The organism is Tepidicaulis sp. (genome assembly GCF_965222285.1).
In the GTDB taxonomy this organism is placed as follows: Bacteria; Pseudomonadota; Alphaproteobacteria; order Parvibaculales; family Parvibaculaceae; genus Tepidicaulis.
Window position 1 is genome coordinate 2,317,128 of the sequence record NZ_OZ244942.1, and the last position, 23,077, is coordinate 2,340,204.

The 23,077-nt window shown below is 61.3% G+C and carries 28 protein-coding genes; 19 read left to right on the plus strand and 9 right to left on the minus strand.

The genetic code is table 11. The features are described 5' to 3' along the window. Positions 1–319 precede the first annotated feature (319 nt). The 4 genes from uvrC (at position 320) to ACOQOT_RS11080 (ending at position 3,668) form a co-directional block, all read left to right on the plus strand. The gene (gene uvrC / locus ACOQOT_RS11065) at positions 320–2,230 is read left to right on the plus strand and encodes an excinuclease ABC subunit UvrC (protein WP_420559325.1); all 1,911 of its coding nucleotides are present in this window, start codon (positions 320–322) and stop codon (positions 2,228–2,230) included. Positions 2,231–2,319: 89 nt separating this feature from the next. Beyond that, positions 2,320–2,937, plus strand: a complete 618-nt coding sequence (pgsA, locus tag ACOQOT_RS11070; protein ID WP_420559326.1) for a CDP-diacylglycerol--glycerol-3-phosphate 3-phosphatidyltransferase — start codon at positions 2,320–2,322, stop codon at positions 2,935–2,937. 8 nt (positions 2,938–2,945) lie between these two features. Continuing rightward, positions 2,946–3,197 carry a molybdopterin converting factor subunit 1 gene (gene moaD / locus ACOQOT_RS11075; protein WP_420559327.1) on the plus strand — a complete coding sequence of 84 codons (252 nt, stop codon included), beginning with the start codon at positions 2,946–2,948 and terminating at the stop codon, positions 3,195–3,197. Positions 3,198–3,215: 18 nt separating this feature from the next. Continuing rightward, a complete protein-coding gene (locus ACOQOT_RS11080; protein ID WP_420559328.1) occupies positions 3,216–3,668 on the plus strand; it encodes a molybdenum cofactor biosynthesis protein MoaE in 453 nt (150 codons plus the stop codon). A gap of 14 nt (positions 3,669–3,682) precedes the next feature. On the opposite strand, the gene ACOQOT_RS11085 is transcribed toward ACOQOT_RS11080, so the two are convergent. Then, positions 3,683–4,570 (minus strand): branched-chain amino acid aminotransferase, encoded by an 888-nt coding sequence (locus tag ACOQOT_RS11085; protein ID WP_045447934.1) that lies wholly within the window; start codon positions 4,568–4,570, stop codon positions 3,683–3,685. A gap of 193 nt (positions 4,571–4,763) precedes the next feature. Here ACOQOT_RS11085 and ACOQOT_RS11090 point away from each other — a divergent pair, with 193 nt between their 5' ends. The 4 genes from ACOQOT_RS11090 to ACOQOT_RS11105 all read left to right on the plus strand — a co-directional run bounded on the left by ACOQOT_RS11090 (position 4,764) and on the right by ACOQOT_RS11105 (position 7,967). Further along, a complete protein-coding gene (locus tag ACOQOT_RS11090; RefSeq protein ID WP_420559329.1) occupies positions 4,764–5,363 on the plus strand; it encodes a MarR family transcriptional regulator in 600 nt (199 codons plus the stop codon). A 20-nt stretch (positions 5,364–5,383) separates the two neighbouring features. After that, positions 5,384–6,112, plus strand: coding sequence for a response regulator (locus tag ACOQOT_RS11095; RefSeq protein WP_420561939.1), 729 nt, complete (start codon positions 5,384–5,386; stop codon positions 6,110–6,112). A 39-nt stretch (positions 6,113–6,151) separates the two neighbouring features. Beyond that, positions 6,152–7,531 (plus strand): ATP-binding protein, encoded by a 1,380-nt coding sequence (locus tag ACOQOT_RS11100; protein WP_420559330.1) that lies wholly within the window; start codon positions 6,152–6,154, stop codon positions 7,529–7,531. Between the two features lie 67 nt (positions 7,532–7,598). After that, a complete protein-coding gene (locus ACOQOT_RS11105; RefSeq protein WP_420559331.1) occupies positions 7,599–7,967 on the plus strand; it encodes a nuclear transport factor 2 family protein in 369 nt (122 codons plus the stop codon). On the opposite strand, the gene ACOQOT_RS11110 is transcribed toward ACOQOT_RS11105, so the two are convergent. From ACOQOT_RS11110 to ACOQOT_RS11125, 4 genes are all read right to left on the minus strand, one after another. Next, positions 7,958–8,587 carry a hypothetical protein gene (locus ACOQOT_RS11110; protein ID WP_420559332.1) on the minus strand — a complete coding sequence of 210 codons (630 nt, stop codon included), beginning with the start codon at positions 8,585–8,587 and terminating at the stop codon, positions 7,958–7,960. The genes ACOQOT_RS11105 and ACOQOT_RS11110 overlap by 10 nt on opposite strands. A 76-nt stretch (positions 8,588–8,663) precedes the next feature. Continuing rightward, positions 8,664–9,494, minus strand: coding sequence for a pyrroline-5-carboxylate reductase (gene proC, locus ACOQOT_RS11115; RefSeq protein WP_420559333.1), 831 nt, complete (start codon positions 9,492–9,494; stop codon positions 8,664–8,666). A gap of 49 nt (positions 9,495–9,543) precedes the next feature. After that, on the minus strand, positions 9,544–10,047 hold the full coding sequence (locus ACOQOT_RS11120; protein WP_420559334.1) for a YbjN domain-containing protein: 504 nt from the start codon (positions 10,045–10,047) through the stop codon (positions 9,544–9,546). 245 nt (positions 10,048–10,292) lie between these two features. After that, positions 10,293–10,574 (minus strand): accessory factor UbiK family protein, encoded by a 282-nt coding sequence (locus tag ACOQOT_RS11125; RefSeq protein WP_045447916.1) that lies wholly within the window; start codon positions 10,572–10,574, stop codon positions 10,293–10,295. A 190-nt stretch (positions 10,575–10,764) separates the two neighbouring features. Between ACOQOT_RS11125 and lgt the strand changes: the two genes are divergently transcribed. The 8 genes from lgt to ychF all read left to right on the plus strand — a co-directional run bounded on the left by lgt (position 10,765) and on the right by ychF (position 18,466). Further along, on the plus strand, positions 10,765–11,613 hold the full coding sequence (lgt, locus tag ACOQOT_RS11130) for a prolipoprotein diacylglyceryl transferase (protein WP_420559335.1): 849 nt from the start codon (positions 10,765–10,767) through the stop codon (positions 11,611–11,613). Continuing rightward, the gene (locus ACOQOT_RS11135) at positions 11,610–12,701 is read left to right on the plus strand and encodes a class I SAM-dependent methyltransferase (protein ID WP_420559336.1); all 1,092 of its coding nucleotides are present in this window, start codon (positions 11,610–11,612) and stop codon (positions 12,699–12,701) included. The genes lgt and ACOQOT_RS11135 overlap by 4 nt, the downstream gene beginning before the upstream one ends. 23 nt (positions 12,702–12,724) lie before the next feature. Beyond that, a complete protein-coding gene (pgeF, locus tag ACOQOT_RS11140; RefSeq protein ID WP_420559337.1) occupies positions 12,725–13,489 on the plus strand; it encodes a peptidoglycan editing factor PgeF in 765 nt (254 codons plus the stop codon). A gap of 96 nt (positions 13,490–13,585) precedes the next feature. Beyond that, positions 13,586–14,722, plus strand: coding sequence for a hypothetical protein (locus tag ACOQOT_RS11145; protein WP_420559338.1), 1,137 nt, complete (start codon positions 13,586–13,588; stop codon positions 14,720–14,722). A 205-nt stretch (positions 14,723–14,927) separates the two neighbouring features. Continuing rightward, on the plus strand, positions 14,928–15,860 hold the full coding sequence (locus tag ACOQOT_RS11150) for a ribose-phosphate pyrophosphokinase (protein ID WP_420559339.1): 933 nt from the start codon (positions 14,928–14,930) through the stop codon (positions 15,858–15,860). Between the two features lie 205 nt (positions 15,861–16,065). Continuing rightward, a complete protein-coding gene (locus ACOQOT_RS11155; protein WP_420559340.1) occupies positions 16,066–16,713 on the plus strand; it encodes a 50S ribosomal protein L25/general stress protein Ctc in 648 nt (215 codons plus the stop codon). Positions 16,714–16,742: 29 nt separating this feature from the next. Then, complete coding sequence (gene pth, locus ACOQOT_RS11160; RefSeq protein ID WP_420559341.1) at positions 16,743–17,363, plus strand: aminoacyl-tRNA hydrolase; 621 nt, start codon at positions 16,743–16,745, stop codon at positions 17,361–17,363. A gap of 5 nt (positions 17,364–17,368) precedes the next feature. Beyond that, positions 17,369–18,466, plus strand: a complete 1,098-nt coding sequence (gene ychF / locus ACOQOT_RS11165) for a redox-regulated ATPase YchF (RefSeq protein ID WP_420559342.1) — start codon at positions 17,369–17,371, stop codon at positions 18,464–18,466. 12 nt (positions 18,467–18,478) lie between these two features. Here the strand turns inward: ychF and ACOQOT_RS11170 are convergent, their stop codons facing one another. Next, entirely contained in the window at positions 18,479–18,841 is a 363-nt protein-coding gene (locus tag ACOQOT_RS11170) for a bleomycin resistance protein (protein WP_420559343.1), read from the minus strand. Positions 18,842–18,946: 105 nt separating this feature from the next. Between ACOQOT_RS11170 and ACOQOT_RS11175 the strand changes: the two genes are divergently transcribed. From ACOQOT_RS11175 to ACOQOT_RS11185, 3 genes are read left to right on the plus strand one after another with little or no spacing between them, the layout of a single operon-like run. Continuing rightward, the gene (locus ACOQOT_RS11175) at positions 18,947–19,420 is read left to right on the plus strand and encodes a MaoC family dehydratase (protein WP_420559344.1); all 474 of its coding nucleotides are present in this window, start codon (positions 18,947–18,949) and stop codon (positions 19,418–19,420) included. After that, entirely contained in the window at positions 19,417–19,923 is a 507-nt protein-coding gene (locus ACOQOT_RS11180; RefSeq protein WP_420559345.1) for a MaoC family dehydratase, read from the plus strand. The genes ACOQOT_RS11175 and ACOQOT_RS11180 overlap by 4 nt, the downstream gene beginning before the upstream one ends. Continuing rightward, positions 19,920–20,597 (plus strand): dienelactone hydrolase family protein, encoded by a 678-nt coding sequence (locus ACOQOT_RS11185; protein WP_420559346.1) that lies wholly within the window; start codon positions 19,920–19,922, stop codon positions 20,595–20,597. Before ACOQOT_RS11180 ends, ACOQOT_RS11185 begins: the two co-directional genes overlap by 4 nt. Positions 20,598–20,752: 155 nt before the next feature. Here ACOQOT_RS11185 and ACOQOT_RS11190 read toward each other — a convergent pair whose 3' ends face one another. Genes ACOQOT_RS11190 through ACOQOT_RS11200 form a run of 3 tightly spaced genes read right to left on the minus strand, consistent with a single transcriptional unit; the run spans position 20,753 to position 23,058 of the window. Continuing rightward, a complete protein-coding gene (locus tag ACOQOT_RS11190; protein WP_420559347.1) occupies positions 20,753–21,430 on the minus strand; it encodes a class II aldolase/adducin family protein in 678 nt (225 codons plus the stop codon). Beyond that, positions 21,427–22,530 (minus strand): S-methyl-5-thioribose-1-phosphate isomerase, encoded by a 1,104-nt coding sequence (mtnA, locus tag ACOQOT_RS11195; RefSeq protein WP_420559348.1) that lies wholly within the window; start codon positions 22,528–22,530, stop codon positions 21,427–21,429. The genes ACOQOT_RS11190 and mtnA overlap by 4 nt, the downstream gene beginning before the upstream one ends. Beyond that, positions 22,531–23,058 (minus strand): adenine phosphoribosyltransferase, encoded by a 528-nt coding sequence (locus ACOQOT_RS11200; protein ID WP_420559349.1) that lies wholly within the window; start codon positions 23,056–23,058, stop codon positions 22,531–22,533. Between the last annotated feature and the right edge of the window lie 19 nt (positions 23,059–23,077).

Here is a 23,077-nt window from a genome sequence, read left to right on the forward strand (position 1 = left end):
TTCTGCACACGGTCTGTCAAGCACGATTAACCACGGGAATTTCGCCCGATTTTATTGTTCCGTGCACGGAGTCGGCAAAAAGAGAGAAAAAACCCTTTAAAATCAAAGGCTTGAAATATGACGAAAATTTCACCCGTGTCACAAAAGGTAATTATTACAAGGGTTTGCTGAATCCACTCCGAAATCATCAACAAACTTATCCACAGGCTTCCACCCACTCCCCTTTTGTGGACAAAACAAGAATAACCCCAATAACTTAAAGGCCGCCGTACCCTCGATGGAGGGTTTGAGAAACGCCGAACGCGGCTACATTAGGCTCATGACGGACACCCGAACATCTGCGCCCCGCGGGGTGGATCTGATTGCCGAAAAGGTCAAAACCCTGCCCGAAAGCCCCGGCGTCTACCGCATGATGGGCACGGACGGCGAGGTGCTTTATGTCGGCAAGGCGCGCAATCTGAAGCGCCGGGTGACGAATTACACCAAGCTCGCCGGCCAATCGAACCGCATTGCCCGCATGATCACCTCCACCGCCGCGATGGAATTCATCACCACGGCGACGGAAACCGATGCGCTGCTGCTCGAAGCCAATCTGATCAAGCGCCTGCGCCCGCGCTACAATGTGCTGCTGCGCGACGACAAATCCTTTCCTTACATCCTTCTGACCGGCGACCATGATTTCCCGCAGGTGCTCAAGCATCGCGGCACGCGCAAGCGCAAGGGCGATTATTTCGGCCCCTTCGCCTCTGCCGGCGCCGTGGGCCGCACGCTCAACGCGCTGCAGAAAGCCTTTCTCCTGCGCTCCTGCTCCGACAGCGTCTTTGAAAGCCGCTCGCGCCCCTGCCTCCTCTATCAGATCAAGCGCTGCTCGGCGCCCTGCACCGGCGAGATCGACAAGCAAGGCTATGCGGAGCTTGCCCGCGAAGCCCATGACTTCCTGCTTGGCCGCTCCCGGCGCACCCAGGACATGCTGCTGAAGGAAATGGAGAAAGCCTCCGCCGATCTCGATTTCGAGCGGGCAGCGATTTACCGCGACCGCATCCGCGCGCTCACCCAGATCCAGTCTCACCAGGGCATCAACCCGCACACCGTCTCGGATGCGGATGTCTTTGCCATTGCCGAACAAGGCGGGCAGACCTGCATTCAGGTGTTCTTCTTCCGGGCGGGGCAGAACTGGGGCAACCGCGCCTATTTCCCCCGCCATGACAAGGAAATCGAGGCAGGCGACGTGCTCGATGCGTTTCTTGCGCAGTTCTATGACGACCGCCCGCCGCCCAAGCTCATTCTCCTGAGCCAGGATGTGCCGGGGCGCAAATTGCTGGCCGAAGCGCTTTCCATCCGCGCGGGCCACAAGGTCGAGGTAACGATGCCCCAGCGCGGGGAAAAGCGCGAGCTGACCGAACACGCGCTCACCAACGCGAAAGACGCGCTGGGCCGCCGCCTTGCCGAATCTTCCACCCAGCGCCGGCTTTTGGAAGAAATGGCCGAGACCTTCGGCCTCGATGCCCCGCCCGAGCGCATCGAGATTTACGATAACAGCCACATTTCCGGCACGAATGCCGTGGGCGGCATGGTGGTGGCGGGGCCGGAAGGTTTCATCAAAAACCAGTACCGCAAATTCAACATCAAGGACGAGGAAACCGAGCCGGGCGACGATTACGCCATGATGCGCGAAGTGCTGACCCGCCGCTTCTCCCGCCTTTTGAAAGAAGCCGGGCCCAAGGGCGATCACGAACGCGAAGAGATCAGCGGCAGGCCCGCCGAATGGCCGGACGTCATTTTGATCGACGGCGGCGCGGGCCAGCTCTCGGCAACCATGGAAGTGATGCAGGATCTCGGCATCGAGGATGTCGCCGTCATTTCCATCGCCAAGGGCCCGGAGCGCGATGCAGGCCGCGAGCGTTTTTTCATGCCGGGGCGCGAGCCTTTCATGCTGCCGCCGAAAAACCCCGTGCTCTATTACCTTCAGCGCCTGCGCGATGAGGCCCACCGCTATGCCATCGGCAGCCACCGCGCGCGGCGGAAAAAGGCGGCAACCGCCAATCCCCTCGACGAGATCGCGGGCATTGGTCCGGCCCGCAAGCGCGCGCTTCTGCATCATTTCGGTTCAGCCCGGGCCGTCGCCCGCGCTGGCCTCTCCGATCTTGCCGGGGTGGAAGGGATTAATGAGAAAGTCGCGCAGATCGTTTACGATCACTTTCATGGCACACCGGAGCAGCCAGCCAAATAGCCGGTTTACCCTCGGCGTGCCTGCCGCCTGTGTTATGATGATGTGAGTAAGGGGTCTTGCCCCAAGCAAGCAGTAAAAACGGTACGCCCATGCTGACAAGCCTCCCCAATCTTCTGACCTATGCCCGCATCCTGATGGTGCCGGGCCTTGTCGGCGCCTTTTATCTGGAAGGCGACGTAGCCAATTGGACGGCGCTTACGCTTTTCGTACTTGCCGCGGTTACGGATTATTTCGACGGCTATTTCGCCAGAGCCTGGCATCAGGTCTCCGCGCTCGGGCGGATGCTCGATCCCATTGCCGACAAGCTGCTTGTCTCCGCCGCGCTTTTCATGCTGGTCGCCAAGGGCACGATCGGCTGGGATTCGGTGCTCGCGGCCATCGTCATTCTTTCGCGCGAAATTCTTGTCTCGGGCCTGCGCGAGTTTCTGGCAAGCGTGCGCGTCTCCGTGCCCGTCTCGCAGCTGGCAAAATGGAAGACCGCCATTCAAATGATTGCCATCGGCTTTCTCCTCGCGGGCCCTGCCGGCGACAAGCTCGTGCCTTACGTCACGCAAACGGGAACGGCCCTGCTTTGGATTGCCGCCCTTTTGACCCTATATACGGGCTATGACTACCTGAATGCAGGCCTGCGCCACGTCATTCAGGAAGATGAGAGCGCGGCGGGAAAAACCGGCCCAGCCTCCAACAAACCAGCTTCCAACGGATAGGTGCCCTTGTGAAGATTCTCTATTTCGCCTCGCTGAAAGAAAAGATCGGCCGCAGCGAAGAGGATATCGACTGTCCGCCCGAAACGAAGACCGTGGGCGATTTGCTCGGCTGGCTGCAGGGGCGCGGTGAAGGCTATGCCCATGCTTTTGAAGACACCGCGCTCATCAAGGCGGCGGTCGATCAGGAACATGCAACACTCGATGTGCCCATCACCGGCGCGCGCGAGATTGCCTTCTTCCCGCCCGTCACCGGCGGCTGAGCCCGCAAGGGGAGCCCCATGAGCATTTCTGTTCAGCTTGAAGATTTCGACATCAAGGCCGAAACGGAAAAAGTAACGGCGGGACGCACCGATATTGGCGCGCTCGTCACCTTTACCGGCCTCGCCCGTGATCATGCGGGAGCGAAAACCGTCGAAGCGATGGAGCTTGAACATTATCCCGGCATGACCGAGCGCGAGTTGGAGCGCATCGAAAAAGAAGCGCATGACCGCTGGCAGCTGCAGGCAAGCCGCATCATCCACCGCTATGGGCCGCTGCATCCGGGCGAGCAGATCGTGCTCGTCATCACCGCCTCGGCCCACCGCAAGGATGCGTTCGAGGCGGCGGAATTTCTCATGGACTGGCTCAAGACAAAGGCCCCGTTCTGGAAAAAAGAAACGGGGCCTTCGGGTACGCATTGGGTCGATGCCAAGGCAAGCGACGACGAAGCCGCCGCCCGCTGGCAGAAATAATCAGCCAACCATAGTCAGGCGGCGCCCTTTTTCGGGTTCACTTCCGCCGTGTAGTCGTCCATCAGCACTTTGGTGATCTCACCCGGCGTGAAGCGGTGCGGGCCGATTTCGGCAACCGCCGTCACTTCCGCCGCCGTGCCGGTGATGAAGCATTCGGAGAAATCGTCGAGCTCTTCCGGCTTGATATGCCGCTCGATGATTTCATAGCCGCGCTTGCGGGCGAGATCCATCACCGTACGCCGCGTGATCCCATCGAGGAAACAGTCCGGCGTCGGCGTGTGGATGACGCCGTCCTTCACGAAGAACATGTTCGCGCCCGTCGCTTCCGCAACATAGCCGCGGTAGTCGAGCATCATCGCGTCCGCATAGCCTTTCGCTTCAGCGGCATGTTTGGAGATCGTGCAGATCATGTAAAGGCCGGCCGCCTTGCTCTTGCAGGGCGCAGTTTCGGGCGAGGGACGGCGGTATTGGGCGATATCCATGCGGATGCCCTTCAGCCGCTGCTCGGGATCGAAATAGCTCGGCCATTCCCAGGCTGCCACCGCCACATTGATGCGGTTGTTCTGTGCCGAAACGCCCATCATCTCGCTGCCACGCCAGGCGACGGGCCGCAGATAGCCGTTCGTCAGCCCCTGCGCCTTCACCGTTTCGATGCAGGCCTTGTCGATGTCCTCGACCGTATAGGGAATTTTGAAGCCGAGAATTTCCGCCGACTTGAACAGCCGCTCGGTATGTTCGCGCAGCTTGAAAATCTCGCCATTGTAAAGACGCTCGCCCTCGAACACGCAGCTCCCGTAATGCAGACCATGGGTCAGCACATGCACCTTCGCGTCCTTCCAGGGAACGAGTTCGCCATTGTACCAGATCCAGCCATCACGCTGATCGAACGGTATGTCCGCCATGAGCCTTGTATCCTCAAAAGTCCAAGCCGGTTCGGCATGCCTGCCATGTGCTCAGCACATGTTTGCCGGATGCCTCCGCATAGGTCAAAATAGGGAAATCAGATTTCCAATACGCGCAGAGTACAAATCTGTCGTTTTGATTGCTCTAAACGTAACATCTGAACGAATATATGTCAACATGGCTGACCTAAAAATGAGCACGGCTCCCCCCGCCCCTGGCAGCGCCCCTACCGGTACGCCGGCCGATTCTGCCGGAAAGCCCGCAGAATCAGAGGCTTCCGCTGCCACGGACACGCCGCAAAGCGAGCCTCCCGCCCGCTCCCCTGCCGAAACCCGCGAACTGGTGGAGGCGATCGAGTGGCTGTTTTTCGCCTACCGGGACTTCACCAGCGACCCGGACGAGATTCTCCACGAATATGGCTTCGGGCGCGCCCATCACCGGGTCATTCACTTTGTCGGCCGCCATCCCGGCATCACCGTTGCCGATCTTTTGAATATTCTGCGCATCACCAAACAAAGCCTCTCGCGCGTCCTTAAGGAGCTCGTCGGCCAGGGCTATATCGTGCAGAAGACCGGCACGAAGGACCGCCGCCAGCGCCTGCTTTATCTTTCCGACAAGGGCATGGAGATGGAGCGCCGCCTTGCCGGCCCGCAGCGCGAGCGCGTAGCCAGAGCCCTTGCCACCGCCGGGCCGGACGCACAAAAAGCCTGGTGCGCGGTGCTTGCCCATCTCGTCAACGAAGATGACAGGCGCGCCGTCGAAGCGCTGATTTCCAACGGATATGTATCGTGAGCGATAATACCGCCCGTCTCATGGAAACACCCGCCGAAGGCGCCGCCGCGCAAAACAAGACGCCGCGCCCCGATGACAATGCGCCCCATATTCTGGTGGTGGATGACGACCGGCGCATCCGCGAGCTTTTGAAGCGCTATCTCGGCGACAATGGCTTTCGCGTTTCCGTGGCCGGCACGGCGGAAGAAGCGCGCGCGCGCCTCTCGGGCCTTGCCTTCGACCTTCTGGTGCTCGATGTGATGATGCCCGGCGAAACGGGGCTGGAGCTGACCGCCGCTTTGCGCAGCACCTCCGAAATCCCCATCCTGCTTTTGACGGCGCGGGCGGAAACCGAACACCGCATCGAAGGGCTCGAACAAGGGGCGGATGATTATCTGCCCAAGCCGTTCGAGCCGCGCGAATTGCTGCTGCGCGTCAACACGATCCTGCGCCGCACCCGCAAGGAAGAGGCGGTGGAAGCGGAACTCTTCTTCGGCGATTGCCGTTTCGAGCGCAAATCCGGCCGGCTCTGGCGCGATGAAATTCCCGTCCGCCTGACCGAACGCGAAGTGCAGCTCATGCAGCTTTTCACCGGCCGGATGAACGAAACGCTGACGCGGGACGATTTGCGCGACGGGGAAAACGCCGGCAGCGAACGGGCGATCGATGTGCAGATCAACCGCCTGCGCCGCAAGATCGAACATGACCCGCGCAACCCGCTCTATCTGCAAACGGTGCGCGGTATCGGCTATATTTTCAAACCGGATTAAGTTATCCGGCGGCACCGGCAAGGCATCCACTAGGCACTCATGACTGTAGACAGTATCGAAAACGATCATCGAAGCGCCCCGCTGCCCCGCCCCGGCTTCAGCCTGTCGGCGCAGATCAAGGCGCTTTTGCCGCGCGGCCTTTACGGGCGCTCGCTCATCATCATCGTCGCGCCCATGGTGCTGCTGCAGCTCGTCGTCTCTTATGTCTTTCTCGAACGGCACTGGCAGATGGTGACGGAAAAACTCTCTGCCTCCGTCGTTGCCGATATCGCGCTTCTCACGCGGCAATATGAAATTCTCGATGACCCGAAAGAATTGCAGCTCCTAACGGAAGCGGCCTGGAAAGAGCTCGATATGAGCGTCGCCTTCCGGCCCAAGGAAGGCCTGCCGGCGGAACCGGCCGAGCCCGGCAACTTTCTGCTTGAGCAATCCTTGCGCTCGGAAATCGAGGAACGCGTCGCCCGGCCCTTCTGGATCGATACGGTCAGCTATTCCGATTATGTGGATATCCGCATCGCGGTAAATGGCGGGGTTCTGCGTGTGCTGCCGCTGCGCAGCCGCGTCTATGCCACCAATTCGCATATCTTCCTTGTCTGGATGGCGGGAACCTCGCTCGTGCTGCTCACCGTCGCGGTGATTTTCCTGCGCAATCAGATCCGCCCCATTCAGCGTCTTGCCCAAGCGGCCGAAGGCTTCGGCAAAGGCCGGGACGTGCCCGATTTCCGCCCGCAAGGCGCCTCGGAAGTGCGCCGGGCCGCTGCCGCCTTCCTCAATATGCGCGAGCGCATTCAGCGCCAGATCGACCAGCGCACGGCCATGCTGGCCGGTGTAAGCCATGACCTGCGCACCCCGCTCACCCGCTTCAAACTGCAGCTCGCCATGCTGGGCGACGGGCCGGAAGTGCAGGACCTGCGCGCCGACGTCAAAGAAATGGAGCGCATGCTCGAAGCCTATCTCGCCTTTGCCAAGGGCGATCAGGACGAAGCGGTGGTCGATGTGGATATTGCAGCATTGCTTGAAGAAATCCGCTTCGATGCGGGCCGCAACGGCGATGCGGTCGACGTTACCGCCGAAGGCGACTTGACCCTGCCGCTGCGCCGCCATGCCTTCAAACGCTGCCTGACGAATCTCATCGAAAACGGCTGCAAATATGCCGACCATGTGGCGGTTACGGCGACGCGCGCGCCGCATCTCATCACCATCTTCGTGGATGATGACGGCGAAGGCGTGCCGGAAGATCAGTATGAAGAAGTCTTCCGCCCCTTCCACCGCCTCGATCAGGCGCGCAATCTCGATGAAGGCGGCACCGGGCTCGGCCTTGCCATTGCCCGCGATGTTGCCCGTTCCCATGGCGGGGATATCGTGCTCATGAAAAGCCCGCTCGGCGGCCTTCGCGCGCAAATCAATTTGCCTGTTTGAAGACTGGCGCTTGAAAAAGACCGGCGCAATGCTCAGCTTCCGTAAAAATGGAACAACGGAGCTCGGCATGTCGTCTTCCATTCCCCTCATGGCCACCCGCTGGAAAGAAGCTTGGGAAAGCCTCGATCCCAACCGCATCGCCGCTCTTTATGCGCCGGATGCCAAACACAAAAGCTCGGTCGTCGCCCGCCTGGCCCCCGAGGCCAAGGACAATACGCTGAACGGGCGCGAAGAAATCCACGCCTATGCGAAAAAGGTGGCGGGCAATATCAGCTCTTTCCGCGCCGACATCATTGGCGTCGTGACGGAAGGCAACAAGGCCGCCGTCGAATATTGGCGCGTGCGCAATGGTGAGGAAGCGCAGCGGGCGCGCGTTCTGGAGCTGATCGAATGGGAGGGGGAGTATCTAACGGACGTGCGCGTCTATCACGAGTGAAGCGGCTGCCCGCCTCCGGCACGAGCGGAAGCACCCTGCCGGGCACCGCGCCTGCCGCGCAGCATGGTCAGCCATTTCTCGCCCTGCGCAAGGCGGTTGTCGAGTTCGGCCATGACCTTGTTGAGATCGTCCTCGCGCAGCCAGACCCGGAACGCAGCAAGCCAGACGAGCCCGAGGCCGCGCCGGCGCGCAGCCCCCACTAGCCCCTCCGCATCGATCTGCGCAGCAGCAAGCGCCCAGCCCATGGACCGGTCGATCGTCTCCGCCTGTGAAAGCGCGCCGAGCGGATCGCGCTGCATGGACTGCGCGATGGAGCGCACGGCGGCTTTATGGTCTTCGAGAATTTCAAACCGCGTCATCAGCACGTCGAAGAGCCGGTCGCGCGGGCGGGCCTCCTCGAACTCCTCTGGATCGATGCTGGCCAGAAGCTCGGCATCCACACGGCTGATGAACGCGCTGACAATGGCCGGCTTGCTGTGGAGAGAAGGCGGCAGCTTGGCGAGCGTCAGACGGGCGGATTTCAGAATGTCCTGAAAGGAAATCTCCTCCCACGGCTTTTTGGCCGCAAGGCGCATCGCGGCATCCACCAGCCGCTCTTCCGCTGTCCGTTTCGCGCTCATAAAAAAAATATAGGAACCCTGTCTCACGGTTTCGAGAGCAGGCGCGCAATATTCTCCGAAAATCGGCTGGAAAAACTCAGCTTCCAAGCTCGCGGGAACGGTCCCGGGCTGCCGTCATGGCCCCTTCCACAAGCCGGGAAAGGCCATCATCGCCCATCAGCACCTTCAGCGCCGCCTCGGTCGTCCCGCCGGGAGAGGTCACATTCTGGCGCAATTTGGCGGCGGGAAGCTCCGAGCGGTGCAGCATTTCCCCGGCCCCTGCCACCGTCGCGCGGGCAAAGGCCATGGCCATCTCGGGCTCAAGACCGAGCTTTGCGCCCGCCTCCGCCATCGCCTCCACCATATGGAAGACGTAAGCCGGGCCGCTGCCCGAGAGCGCGGTCACCGCATCCATCAGTTCCTCGGAGGCGAGCCAATGGGCTTCACCCACCGCCGACATGAGCGCCGTGACATGGGTCTGTGCCGCCGCATCCACATGCTCATTGGCAATCAATGCCGTCACCCCGCGCCCAACGGCGGAAGGCGTGTTGGGCATGGCGCGCACGATTTCGGCCTCCGCGCCCAAAAGCGCCTCAAGCCGGGCAAGGCTGATGCCCGCGGCAATCGAAACGAAAATGGTGCCCGGCGCCACGAGCGGTTTCAGCGCAGGCAGCACATCTCCAAACATTTGCGGTTTGACGGCCAGAAGCACAATGCGGGGGCGCCGCGCCGCCAGCGCCTCGATTTCCGGGTTGAGCGAAATGCCGTGCTCGACGATCAGCCGGGAAATCTCCGGCGGGGCCGCCGGGTCGCGCACGATCATCTGGCTGCCCGGCAGGCCGAGCGCCAGCCAGCCGTCCATAAGCGCGCCGCCCATTTTGCCCGCCCCGATCAAGGCCACCGGCCCGCCGACTTCAAGCTCGCTCATCTTCTGTCTCACCGAAAATCAAACTGTCCCGGGCTTAAAGGCTTTAAGCTCACGCCGTGCCATGGGTCTCAAACAGACAGGCTTCCACCGCCTCGCGCGGTTCCTTGCCCGCCCAGATCACATATTGGAAAGCCGGGAAAAACCGCTCGCAGGCTTCCAGCGCAAGGCGCAGCAATGTTTCGCATTGCTCCGGTGTTGCCGTCGCCCCGCCGCAAAGCAGCAGCGAGTCGCGGAACAGCACCGTGCCGTCCTCCAGCCACATGTCGAAATGCCCGGACCAGAGCTGCTCGTTGACAAGCCCCATCACCTCGCGCACCGCGCCGCGCTTGTCCGGGGAAACCCGCAGGTCGAGCGAACAGGCCATGTGCAGGCCGGAAATATCGTCCCGCCAGTTCAGCGAGACATGATAGTCCCGCCACTCACCCGAAAGGGCGAGATTGAGTTCCTGATCGTGGCTGCGCTCGCATACCCAGTTACGCAGATCCGCCACCTGCTCGACGAGATCGAGCGGATTGGAGTCCACATAATCGGCTTCCATGAGAATTGCTGTCATCGCTGCACCCCGCCTTTGCCGCACCCGGTCTCTGGCGAGAGCCGGTAACAGCTTGTCTGGCACCCGTTCGGCACCCGCACGGCACCTTATGAGAGCGCTGCGACCGCCACATATAGTGGTGACTGGCCGTCCTATCACAAGCAGCGTGCATGAACAGGTGAGTCGGCGCAAGAGCGCACGCCTCTCCCATAAGCGAATTTTGTGTGAATAAAATCCACGCAGACCGGCGCCGATGGCGGCAGCACTTAGTCCGTCTTTTTGGCTTTTGCCGCAGCCGGTTTCTTCTGCGCCGCTTCCAAGGCTTCGATCCGTGCGCGCAGCGCCTCGTTTTCTTCACGCGCCAGCGCCGCCATATCGCGCACCGCCTCGAATTCTTCACGCGAAACGAGATCGAGATCGGCAATCATGCGCTCGAAATGCGCCCGGAAAAACGTCTCCGCTTCCTGGCGCACGCCCTGGGCTGCGCCCGCTGCGGATGTGAACAGCTTCGCCATATCGTCCAGAATGCGGTTTTCATACTGCGCCATGGCATTCTCCTCAAATGGCACTCACCAGATCCGGCACACACCATAACGCGGCGCCGGTAAAAAGCGAGAGGCGAGACGCCGCAGCCTCTTATGGGCTCACACGGGCCCCGCCCGCCCCCTGCGCTTGACTTACCCCGCGCCGCGGTGAGACTAGCGGCACGGCCCATCCATTCACTTTCTCAGGCGCCCCATGCCCTTTCCCGATATCGATCCGGTGCTCATTCAAATCGGCCCCTTCGCCATCCGCTGGTATGCGCTGGCCTATATTGCCGGGCTGCTTCTGGGCTGGCGCTATATCGTGCGGCTGACGGAGACGAGCGCGCTTTGGGGCGGCAAGGGCCCGGCAACGCGCGAGGAGATCGACGATCTTCTGCTCTGGGCGGCACTCGGTGTCATTCTGGGCGGCCGCCTCGGCTATGTCCTCTTCTATAAACCTGCCTATTACTTCGCCAATCCGGGGGACATTATCGCGGTCTGGGAAGGCGGCATGTCCTTCCATGGCGGCTTTCTCGGCGTCGTGCTGGCCATCGTGCTTTTTGCCCGGCGCAAGGAAATCACGCTCTGGCCGCTCGGCGACATGGTGGCGGCGGCAACGCCCATCGGGCTCTTTTTCGGCCGCATCGCCAATTTCATCAATGCCGAGCTTTGGGGCCGCCCCTCGGATGCGCCCTGGGCTGTGGTCTTTCCGACCGACCCGCTAGGCCTCCCCCGCCACCCCAGCCAGCTTTATGAGGCCGCCCTTGAAGGCATCCTGCTTTTCATTCTGCTGCGCTTTCTTACGCACCACACAGACGCTTTGAAAAAACCGGGCACGATCGTCGGCGCCTTCATCACCGGTTATGGCGCCTCGCGCATCTGCGTCGAATTCTTCCGCGAGCCCGATGCCCATATCGGCTATTACGCCGGTATCTTCACTCAGGGCATGCTGCTGTCGCTGCCCATGGTATTGATCGGCCTTGCCATCATCTTCTGGGCGCAGCGCCGCATGCCGCAGCCCCAAGCAAAACCTGCAAGCAAAAAGCCGCGTAAAAAATCATGAACCCGCTTTCCGACATGATCGCCACCCTGATCGCCAATCAGGGCCCGCTCGCCATTTCGGACTATATGGCGCTGGCGCTCGGCCATCCGCAGCACGGCTATTATATGAAGCAGGTGCCGCTCGGCGAGAAAGGCGACTTCACCACCGCGCCGGAAATCAGCCAGATGTTCGGCGAGCTGATCGGCATCTGGTGCGCGGATACCTGGCAGCGCATGGGCGCGCCCGCAGAGATCGCGCTGGTGGAGCTCGGCCCCGGCCGCGGCACCCTGATGGAAGACATCTTGCGCACCCTAAAAGTCGTGCCGGAACTTCTGGAAGCCGCCGAAGTGCATTTCGTCGAAACCTCCCCCGCCCTGATGGCGGAGCAGCGCGCCCGCGTGCCGCAGGCCACCTGGCATGCCAGCATCGAAAGCTTGCCGGAAAAGCCGGTGCTGCTTATCGCCAATGAATTTTTCGATGCTCTGCCCATCCGCCAGTTTCAGCGCACGGAGCAGGGCTGGCATGAGCGCTGCCTCGGCCTTGTGCCGCAGGAAAACGGCGGCTGGGATTTCGCTCTGCAGCTTGCCCCGGACCCTATTCCGAATACCGCGCTCTTACCCCTGAACGTCCTCGATGCGCCGCCAGGCTCCGTTGCGGAAACCTGCCCTGCCGCGCAAAGCATTGCCGAAACGCTGGGCGCGCATTTGAAACGCCATGGCGGTGCCGGCCTCATCATCGATTACGGCCACGGCGAAAGCGCGCCGGGCGACACGCTGCAAGCCGTGCGCGCTCATGATTATGCCGACCCCTTTGCCGATCCCGGTGAGGCAGACCTGACCGCCCATGTGGATTTTGCCGCCCTTGCCCAGTGCTTTGCCAAAGGCGGCGCGAAGATCTGGCCGCTGACGACACAAAGCGCCTTTCTTTCCATGCTGGGGATCATTCAGCGCGCCAAGAAATTACAGGCAAGCGCGACACCCGCTCAAAGCCGGGACATTAAGGCCGCCCTGCACCGCTTGACCGACCCGGGCGAGATGGGCACGCTTTTCAAAGTGCTGACCATCACCGCGCCCGACATGGCCCCGCCTGCCGGTTTCGACCGCGCTTAACGCGCCTGAACGAAAGAGCCGTCATGATCGAGAGCAAGCTTCTGAAAGCCCTGCCCCATATCCACCACGGCTTTTTCACCCGTGAAGGCGGTGTCTCGGGCGGCATTTATGAAAGCCTGAATTGCGGCCCGGGCTCGAAGGACGATCCCGAACATGTGCGCGAGAACCGCGCCCGCGTCGCCGCCGCAATGGAGGTTGCCCCCGGCGACCTCCTCACCCTCTACCAGGTGCATTCGCCCGATGCCGTTTATGCGGCAAGCCCATGGAATAGCGACACACGGCCCGAGGCCGATGCCATGGTGACGGGCGAAAAGGATCTCGCGCTCGGCATTCTGACCGCCGACTGTGTGCCCGTGCTTTTTGCCGACAAGGAAAAACCCATTGTGGGCGCCGCCCATTCCGGCTGGAAAGGCGCGATCGGCGGCGTCCTGGAAAGCACGCTTGCCTTGATGGAAGAACAAGGCGCGAAACGCGAGCGCATCATCGCCGCCATCGGCCCGGCCATCCGCCAGAAGAACTATGAAGTGGGCGCCGAGTTCCGCGATACCTTTCTAAAAGAGAATGGGGGGAACGCGCGCTACTTCATCCCCGGCGAAAGAGAAGCGCATTTTCTTTTCGATCTGACAGGCTTCGTGCGCCAGCGTCTTGCAGACGCAGGCATCGCGCAGATCGATGATTTGCAGCTTTGCACCTATGAAGACCCGCAGCGCTTTTTCTCCTTCCGCCGCACCACGCACAGAAAAGAGCCTGATTACGGGCGGCAGATTTCCGTCATCCGAATCGCTTAGCGCTTAAGTCTGCAAAGCCCCTCCTCTACGGCGCCTCGCTCAAAACGCGCGAATCGCATAGAAAGAACTGGCACAGCACGCGAGCGAGGGGACCTGATGGCGCGGCCGGCTGGATATTATTCTGGAAAAGCGCAAGCGCTTCTCGCCGCTCTGACACTTGCTCTGCCGCTCGCCGCCTGCTCGGACGATGGCTGGTGGATATTCAGCGAAGATGACGCGTCTGAAGAAATCACCGGCTCCCTTTCCGTCCGCCCGTCGCCGCAAGCCGCCCCCGAAGCACCGCCCATCACGCGCCAGAGCGTCGAGATCGAACTGCCGCAAGGCGCGCCCTCCGCCCTCTCAAACAAGCTGCAGGAAGAACTGCGCGTGGCATTGGCCCGCCAATCCGTCACCGCGTCCAGCCTCGATACATTGCAAAGCGCCTTCAAGTTGAAGACGGCAGTAAAAGCCGCGGCCAATGCCTCCGGCATCATCGTGCTTTTGGTCGCGGATATGGAAAACCGCCAGGGAGAACGCCTCCACCGCGCGGTGATCGAACAGCGCTTGCCGCCTTCTCCGTCTGCAAACGGCAATGTCTGGCAGGCGCTTTCCGAAGAAGACATGCAGCGCCTCGCCGGAGAGACGGTCAACAAGCTCGGCGCCTGGCCCCGCTTCGCCGAATTGAAGGGACCAGGCTTGGCGCCCGCCGAAACACCGCGCGCGCTTTATGCCGAAGCCGAAGACCTTCTGGAACTTGGGCCGGAGATAACTCCCGCAGGCTTTGACGACCCTGCCGCTCTTACCGCCGACGACCGGCTTGCAACGGCAAGCACCGCGCCTGCTGCTGCCCCTGCCGCTACTTTGGCAGGGGAAACGCGCTTCCTGGTGACGGTGCGCGCCGCAAATGCGCAAGAAGGAGCGGCCGGCCGCAGGGATGGCACCACCCTTGCCCGCGCACTGCGCCAGGCGCTAACGGAAAAAGACCGGCAGGCAGGCAGACGCCTTGAAGCTGAAGCGGGTTATTTCGTGACCGGCAACATAAAAACCGCCCCGCGCGGCGAAGGCCGCACGCAGGTGGAAATCGAATGGCAGGTTGCGGCCAAGGACGGCACGCCGCTCGGGCTCGTGCGCCAGGCCAATGACGTCGCCAATAGCGAGATCGACCGGTCCTGGGGCCTGATCGCCGAGGCGGCGGGCAAAGCCGCCGCCGACGGGATTTTAGAGCTTCTGGCACCGCAAAAGGCGCGCTCATAAGCCCCTTTGAGCGGCACCGGGAGCCACAGGGATAACAGGGGGTAAAGGGGAGCCCCGCGCAGGGCTTTGAATGTTTACAGGCCCCGGCCCCCCTGTTAAAACGCGCCCGCCGACAGGGCTGACCGCAATTTGCGCGGCCCGCGCCGGGGTGGGGAAAAGTTAGGCATCAAACGGCCCGATAAAGCGGGCCGAGAGGGTTGACCAGATGAAACTTGTCGCAGGCAATTCCAACCGGGCGCTTGCCGAAGCTATCGCAGCTTATCTCAACCTTCCCCTGACAAAATCTGTCGTCCGCCGCTTTGCGGATATGGAAGTCTTCGTCGAAATCCAGGAAAACGTGCGCGGGGAAGATGTCTTCGTCATCCAGTCGACGTCCTATCCGGCGAACGACCACCTGATGGAACTGCTGATCATCATCGATGCGCTCAAACGCGCCTCCGCGCGCCGCATCACCGCCGTCCTGCCCTATTACGGCTATGCCAGGCAGGACCGCAAACCTCAGGCCCGCACGCCCATATCGGCGAAGCTCGTGGCCAATCTCATCGTCACCGCCGGCGCCGACCGCGTTTTGACCCTGGATCTCCATGCCGGCCAGATTCAGGGCTTTTTCGATATTCCGACGGACAACCTCTTTTCCGCTCCCGTCATCACCCGCGATATCCAGTCCCATTATGAGGGTCAGAACCTCATGATCGTCTCCCCGGACGTGGGCGGCGTGGTGCGCGCGCGGGCCATCGCCAAACGCCTCAATGCGGACCTTGCCATCGTCGATAAGCGCCGCGAGCGGGCCGGCGAATCGGAAGTCATGAACATTATCGGCGATGTGAGCGGGCGCTCCTGTATCCTCGTCGATGACATCGTGGACAGCGCAGGCACGCTCTGCAACGCCGCCCAGGCGCTGCTCGATGCCGGCGCGACGCAGGTTTCGGCCTATGTGACCCACGGCGTCCTGTCCGGCGGCGCGGTTGCCCGTGTCTCCTCCTCCGCCCTGAAAGAGCTGGTGATCTCCGATTCCATCCATGCGACGGAAGCGGTCCGGGTGGCGCAGAACATCCGCACCATCACCATCGCCCCGCTGATCGGCGAGGCCATGCATCGGACCTCCGAAGAACGTTCGGTTTCCAGCCTTTTCGACTGAAAAACCGGCCTTTCCGGCCCCTTTTCCCGTCCCGCTTAAACCGCGCTTCCGGCGGCTTCTCCTACTTGAGTTTTTGGGGCTTGAGGGCTATAACCCGCCTCACCTGACCGCCGACACCCCTGGAGGAGGCGGTTTTTTGCAAGGCTTACGGGTCCTTTGCGTCGCCTAATTGCGCTAAGGGCCTGTTTTTATTGGAGAATATGACATGGCCGAGGTAAGAACCCTCAAGGTCGACACCCGCGAACGGGCCGGTAAGGGGGCAGCCCGTGCAGTTCGCCGTGGAGGCCGTATCCCCGCCGTTATTTACGGCGACAAGAAAGCGCCCGAGCTGATCTCGCTCGCCAAGAACGAAATCGAACGTCTCTGGAACACCGGCACCTTCATGAGCCACCTGCTCAATCTGGATGTGAACGGCAAGGTCGAACGCGTCATTCCCCGTGACGTCCAGCTCGATCCGGTGCTCGACTTCGTCACCCATATCGATTTCCTGCGCCTCGGCAAGGATGCCTCGATCGCTGTGGAAGTGCCGGTGCACTTCATCAACGACGAAGCCTCTCCCGGCATCAAGCGCGGCGGCGTTCTGAACATCGTGCGCCACGAAGTGGAACTGAACTGCCCGGCAGAATCGATCCCCGAATTCATCGAAGTGGATCTGACCGGCACGGATGTGGGCGATTCCATTCACATCTCGGCCATCAAACTGCCCAAGGGCGTGACGCCGACCATTACGGACCGCGACTTCACGGTTGCAACCATCGCCGCCCCTGCCGGCCTCGTCTCTGCTGAGAACGAAGCCGAAGAAGGTGAAGAAGGCGGCGAGGAAGCCAAGGAAGAAGAGGGCGGCGAAGAGTAAGCCGTCCGGCAACGACGGAGACCGGCTCAATGAAACTCTTCGTCGGGCTCGGCAATCCGGGTACGAAATACGCCCGGAACCGCCACAATATCGGGTTCATGGCGGTGGATGGCATCATCCGCCGCCATTCCTTTTCTCCCGAACGCCAGAAATTTCAGGCCCTGATGTGCGACGGGCTGATGGGCGGGGAGAAGGTCGTGGCGCTGAAACCCCAGACCTATATGAACGAATCCGGCCAATCGGTCGGCGAAGCCATGCGCTTTTTCAAGCTGGAGCCGAAAGACGTCATCGTCTTTTACGACGAGCTTGATCTGGCGCCCGGCAAGATCCGCGTGAAACTGGGCGGCGGGGCCGCGGGCCATAACGGCATCCGTTCCATCACCCAGCATATCGGCGCGGACTTTATCCGCGTGCGGCTCGGCATCGGCCATCCGGGCGACAGGGCCCGCGTGCATTCGCACGTCCTTTCCGACTTCGCCAAGGCCGATCAGGACTGGCTCGACAAATTGCTGGATGCGGTCGCCGCCGAAGCCCCGCTGCTGGCCGAGGGCAAGGACGCGACCTTCGCCAATAAAGTACATCTCGCGCTCAACCCGCCCCGCGCGCCGAAAGCCGCGCCGGGTGAGGGTGAGCCGAAGACAAAGGAGTAACCCAGATGGGGTTCAAATGCGGAATTGTGGGCCTTCCCAATGTCGGTAAGTCCACGCTGTTCAATGCCCTGACCCAGACCGCCGCCGCCCAGGCGGAAAACTACCCCTTCTGCACGATCGAGCCGAATGTGGGCGAGGTAGCGGTGCCGGACCCCCGCCTCACTGAGATCGCAGGCATTGCCGGATCGAAGGAAATCATCCCGACGCGGCTGACCTTCGTCGACATTGCCGGTCTCGTGCGCGGCGCCTCACAAGGTGAAGGGCTGGGCAATCAGTTCCTTGCTCATATCCGCGAGGTGGACGCCATTGCCTATGTGCTGCGCTGCTTTGAGGATGAAGACATCACTCATGTGGAAGGCAAGATCGACCCGCTCGCCGATGCCGACACGGTGGAAACGGAACTGATGCTTGCCGATCTCGACAGTCTGGAAAAGCGCATTCCGAACCTGGAAAAGAAAATCCGCGGCCAGGACAAGGAAGCAAAACTCCAGCTCGATCTCGTCAACCGCGCCCTCGCCCTCCTGCGCGAAGGTAAGCCTGCACGGCTGCTGGAAGTGAAAGACGAAGAAAAACGCGCCTTCAAAGGCCTGCAGCTTCTCACCTCCAAACCCACGCTTTACGTGTGCAACGTCGATGAAGGCTCAGCCGCGACGGGCAATTCCTTTTCGGAGACGGTGAAGAAACGCGCGGAAGCAGAAGGCGCCGAATGCGTCATCATTTCCGCCAAGATCGAAGCCGAGCTTTCCCAGCTTGAAGATGAAGAGCGCCAGGAATATCTCGCCGAGCTCGATCTTGCCGAAGCCGGGCTCGACCGGCTGATCCGCGCCGGCTATTCCCTGCTCGACCTCATTACCTATTTCACCGCCGGGCCGAAGGAAACCCGCGCCTGGACGATCCAGAAAAACACCAAAGCGCCGCAAGCCGCCGGTGTCATTCATACGGATTTCGAAAAAGGCTTCATCCGGGCCGAGACGATCGCCTTTGACGACTATGTCACGCTGAAAGGCGAACAAGGCGCGAAGGATGCCGGCAAGATGCGCCTTGAAGGCAAAGACTATGTCGTCCTTGACGGCGACATCATGCATTTCCGCTTCGCAAATTAGAAGCGGCACACCTCAGGCCAAGGCATTCGCCTCTTCCGGCGCGCAGCCGAATTTCAACAGATTGCCGTGCGGGTCATGAACATAAAACTCCTTCATGTTCCAGGGCCGCACGGCGAAATCGCTCAGCCGCTCCACACCGCGCTTTAAAAATTCCTCGTAAAGCGCCGGCACCTCCCCGCCCCTGATATAGCAGGACGTGTTCTCGGCAATGTGGCGCTCCGTGCAGGCCCAGAAATGTATCTCGATCTCGCCGCGCTGGGCGATCACATAATCGCCGTACCGATCGACCTTGCAACCAAGCTGATCGGCATAAAAAGCCGCCGTCTCATCGAGATCGAGCGAGGCAAGAACCGGAATTGCACGGGCATAGTCCATATCTGATCACCTGATTTGGGGCGCGGGGGTTTTCGCGCCCTGCCGCATCTGTATTCTGAACGATAAGAAAAGAGGCAAAGCCCCACAAGAACAGGGACGCATTTTATGGCAGATCCGCATTATGACTGGGAGGACCTGACGCCCGGCTTCACCTTCACGACGAAAAGCCGGCACGTCTCCAAGGAAGAAATCATCGAATTCGCCAGCGAGTACGACCCGCAGCCTTTTCATCTGGATGAAGAGGCGGCGAAAGACTCGATCCTGGGCGGGCTCTGCGCGTCGGGCTGGCATAGCTGCTGTATCGCCATGCGCCTCGTTGCCGATGATTTCTATCCCCATTGCACGCCCTTGGGCTCGCCCGGCATTGAGGAAACCCGCTGGAAGCGTCCGCTCTTTGCCGGCGAAAGCGTCTCCGTCACGCTGGAGGTCACCGAAAGCCGCGCCTCCAAAAGCCGCCCGGCGCTCGGCCTGACGCGCTTCCTCTGGACCATGAAAAACAAGGCCGACGACGTCATTATGACATCGGACTGCTGGGTGATGCTCGCCCGCCGCCCCAATGAAAAAAAAGGAGCGGCATGATGGCTTGGTTCGAGGATATTGAAACCGGCACGGTGAGCGAGCTCGGCTCCTACACCTTCACGAAAGAGGCAATCATCGCCTTTGCCGAAAAATACGACCCGCAGCCCTTTCATCTCGATGAAGAGGCTGCCGCCAAAACCCATTTCGGCGGGCTCGTCGCCTCGGGCTGGCACACAGCGGCCATCTGGATGAAACTGATGATCGCCGCGCGCCAGAACGCCCCGGAAGAGAGGGTGGAACCGGCACCGGACGGGCGCCCTGCCCCTAAAGGCGGGCCTTCGCCCGGCTTTCTCGACATGAAATGGCTGAAACCCGTGCGTCCCGGCGATAAGCTCACCTATCGCAGCACCGTGATCGAAAAAATCGATCTGAAAAGCCGGCCCTTGCTCGGCATCGTGCGCGCGCGCAATGAAGGCATCAATCAGGATGGCGAGCTCGTCTTTTCCTTTATCGGTCAGGGCCTGATCGAGCGGCGCGAACCATATCAGGGAGGAAGCACATGACACATAAAGGCAGCATGAGCGCAATCAAGGGATCGGGCGGCGACGAACTGGCCGCTTATTTCGTAGAAGCGGAAGGCACGCGCAAAGGCGGGCTCGTTCTCATTCAGGAAATTTTCGGCGTCACCGATCACATCAAAGAGCTATGCGACGGGTTTGCCGCCGACGGCTACGATGTCATCGCCCCCTCCATGTATGACCGCGATTACAAGAACTGGCAGGCCGAATACACCGAAGAAGGCATGCAGCAATCGATCAAGCTGGCGCAGGGGACGGGCCTGACTTACGCCAAGGGCGATGTGCAGGCGGCCATCGATTTCCTGAAAGCGCGCGGCAATGAGCGCGTGCACATCACCGGCTATTGCTATGGCGGGTCCGTCGCCTGGTTCGCCGCCTGCAATTGCGAGGGCCTGACCTCGGCTGTGGGTTATTACGGCCGGCTCATCATGGAAATGGACACGCAAAAGCCGCGCTGCCCTACCATGCTGCATTTCGGCGAGAAGGATAAATCGATCCCTATCGACTGGGTGCGCAAGTTCAAGGAAGAACGCCCCGACATCACCGTGCATATCTATGATGCCGATCACGGCTTCAACTCGGACCGGCGTCAACACTATGACCCCGAGGCCACGAAGCTGGCGCGGGAGCGCACGCTGGACTGGTTCGAGAAAGCGTGAGTGTCTTCAAGGCGTCACCCTCGGGCTTAATCCGAGGGTCTATCAGGCTGCGCAACATGCCGCAGCGTTAAATAGACCCCGCTCAGAGGCCGGGGTGACGCTGAATTTGACGCAAGGCAATGCCTCCGCCTCCACACGCCTAACTCAGAAAAACCTCAATCCAGCTGCTTGCCGTAGGATTTGAATTTTTCGATCACCCGGACCATTTCATCCTCGGCAAGCAGCGGCGGCTCGCCAAGCTCGCAGGCAATCACATAATGGCGGGCGAGATTTTCCACTTCCTCGGCAAGCTCCAGCGCTTTTTCGAGGCTGGGCCCGCAGGCGATCTGGCCGTGATGACCGAGAAGGCAGGCCTTGCGCCCCTCAAGCGCGGCAAGCGCATGGGCGGCAAGCTCCTCCGTCCCGAATGTCGCATAAGGCGCGCAGCGGATATCCGCCCCGCCCGCCACCGCCACCATGTAATGAAAGGGCGGGATGCCTTTTTCATGCACGGCCAGCGCCGTCGCATAAGCTGAGTGCGTGTGGACGATGGCCCGAATATCGGGCCGCGCGCGATAAATCGCGCAGTGAAAATGCCATTCCGATGATGGCAGCCGCCGGCCCGACAGCACCTCGCCGTCAAGCGACAGCGGCACGATATCGCCCGGAAGAAGATCGGGATAAGCCATACCCGTCGGCGTAATGAGCACTTGGGAGATATCATCCATGTCAAAGCGCACGGAGACATTGCCCGAGCGGCCGGGCGAGAGCCCCGAACCCGACATGGCGAGCGCCGTGTCGATCACCGATTGGCGCGCCCATTCTTCGTCCATGGCAAGGCTGAGATCGCTCATGAGGCTTCGCGCGCCCTTTCCGGATAAAGCGAGAGGAGCCCCTCACGGCTTGCATCGCACAGCCCGCGCTCGGTCACAAAACCGCTGACGAGGCGCGCGGGCGTTACATCGAAGCCGTAATTCGCCGCGGGGCTGCCGGGCGCGGCGATATCGACTTCCACCACCTCCCCGCCCGGAATGCGCCCGGCCATGGCCGTCACCTCGCGCCCATCCCGCTCTTCGATGGGGATATCGCGCAATCCGTCTTCAAGCGACCAGTCGATGGTGGAATGCGGCAGCGCTACATAGAAGGGCACGCCATTGTCAGCAGCGGCCAGCGCCTTCAGATAGGTGCCGATCTTGTTCGCCACATCGCCCGTCGCCGTCGTGCGGTCGGTGCCGACAATGCAGAAATCCACCTTGCCCTTCTGCATCAAATGCCCGCCCGCATTATCGACGATGATTGTATGCGGCACGCCTTCCTGGCCAAGCTCGAAAGCGGTCAGAAAAGCACCCTGATTGCGCGGGCGTGTTTCATCCACCCAGACATGGACGGGAATTCCTTCATGGCAAGCCTGATAGATGGGCGAGGTCGCGGTGCCCCAATCGATGCAGGCAAGCCAGCCCGCATTGCAATGGGTAAGAATATTGACGGGCGCGCCGTCTTTCTTTTCGGCAAGCGCGCGGATGATCTCCAGCCCATGCGCGCCGATGAGGCGGCAGGTTTCCACATCCTCATCGCAGATTTGCGCGGCCCGATCATAGGCCAGATCGAGCCTGTCCGAAGGACTTGCCGCGCCGAGGCGCGCTTTCATGTCATTGAGCGCCCAGTGAAGATTGACCGCCGTCGGGCGCGTTGCGCCGAGCACTGCAACAGCCTCTTCCAGCGAGGCATCGCTTGCATCCTCGCGCATGGCAAGCGCCACGCCGTAAGCGGCCGTCGCCCCGATCAGCGGCGCGCCGCGCACGGCCATCTGCGAGATCGCCTGTGCCGCGTCTTCCATGCTGCGCAGCGCCGCCACCTCGAAAAGATGCGGCAGCTTCGTCTGGTCGATGATTTCCACCGACCAGCCATCCGCGCCGACCCAGATGGTCCGCATGGGGCGCCCGTCGATCCTCATTCAGTCTCCTTCAAAACTGCAAAGCGACAGCACTTCGATATCGTATGCCTCAAGACGTGAACGTCCGCCAAGGTCGGGAAGTTCGATCACGAAACTGGCGCCGAGCACATTGCCCCCCGCCCGGCCGATCAGCTTGACCGCCGCTTCCGCCGTGCCGCCCGTGGCGATGAGATCGTCGACAAGCAGCACCCGTGCGCCGTCGAAAACCGCATCCTTGTGGATTTCCACCTTGTCGGTACCGTATTCCAGCTCATATTCTTGGCTGATCGTCTCGGAAGGCAGCTTGCCCTTCTTACGCACCGGAATGAAGCCTTTGCCGAGCTGGTGCGCCACCGCCCCGCCGAGAATGAAGCCGCGCGCCTCGATCCCCGCCACGAGATCGATCGCATCGCCCACATGAAGCTGCACCAGCGCGTCCACCGCCTTGCGGAACCCGCGTGCGTCGGAAAGCAGCGTCGTTACGTCCCGGAAAAGAATACCCGGCTTCGGATAATCGGGAATGGTGCGGATATAGTCTTTCACGTCCATCGTCTAAGGCCCCTCGGCT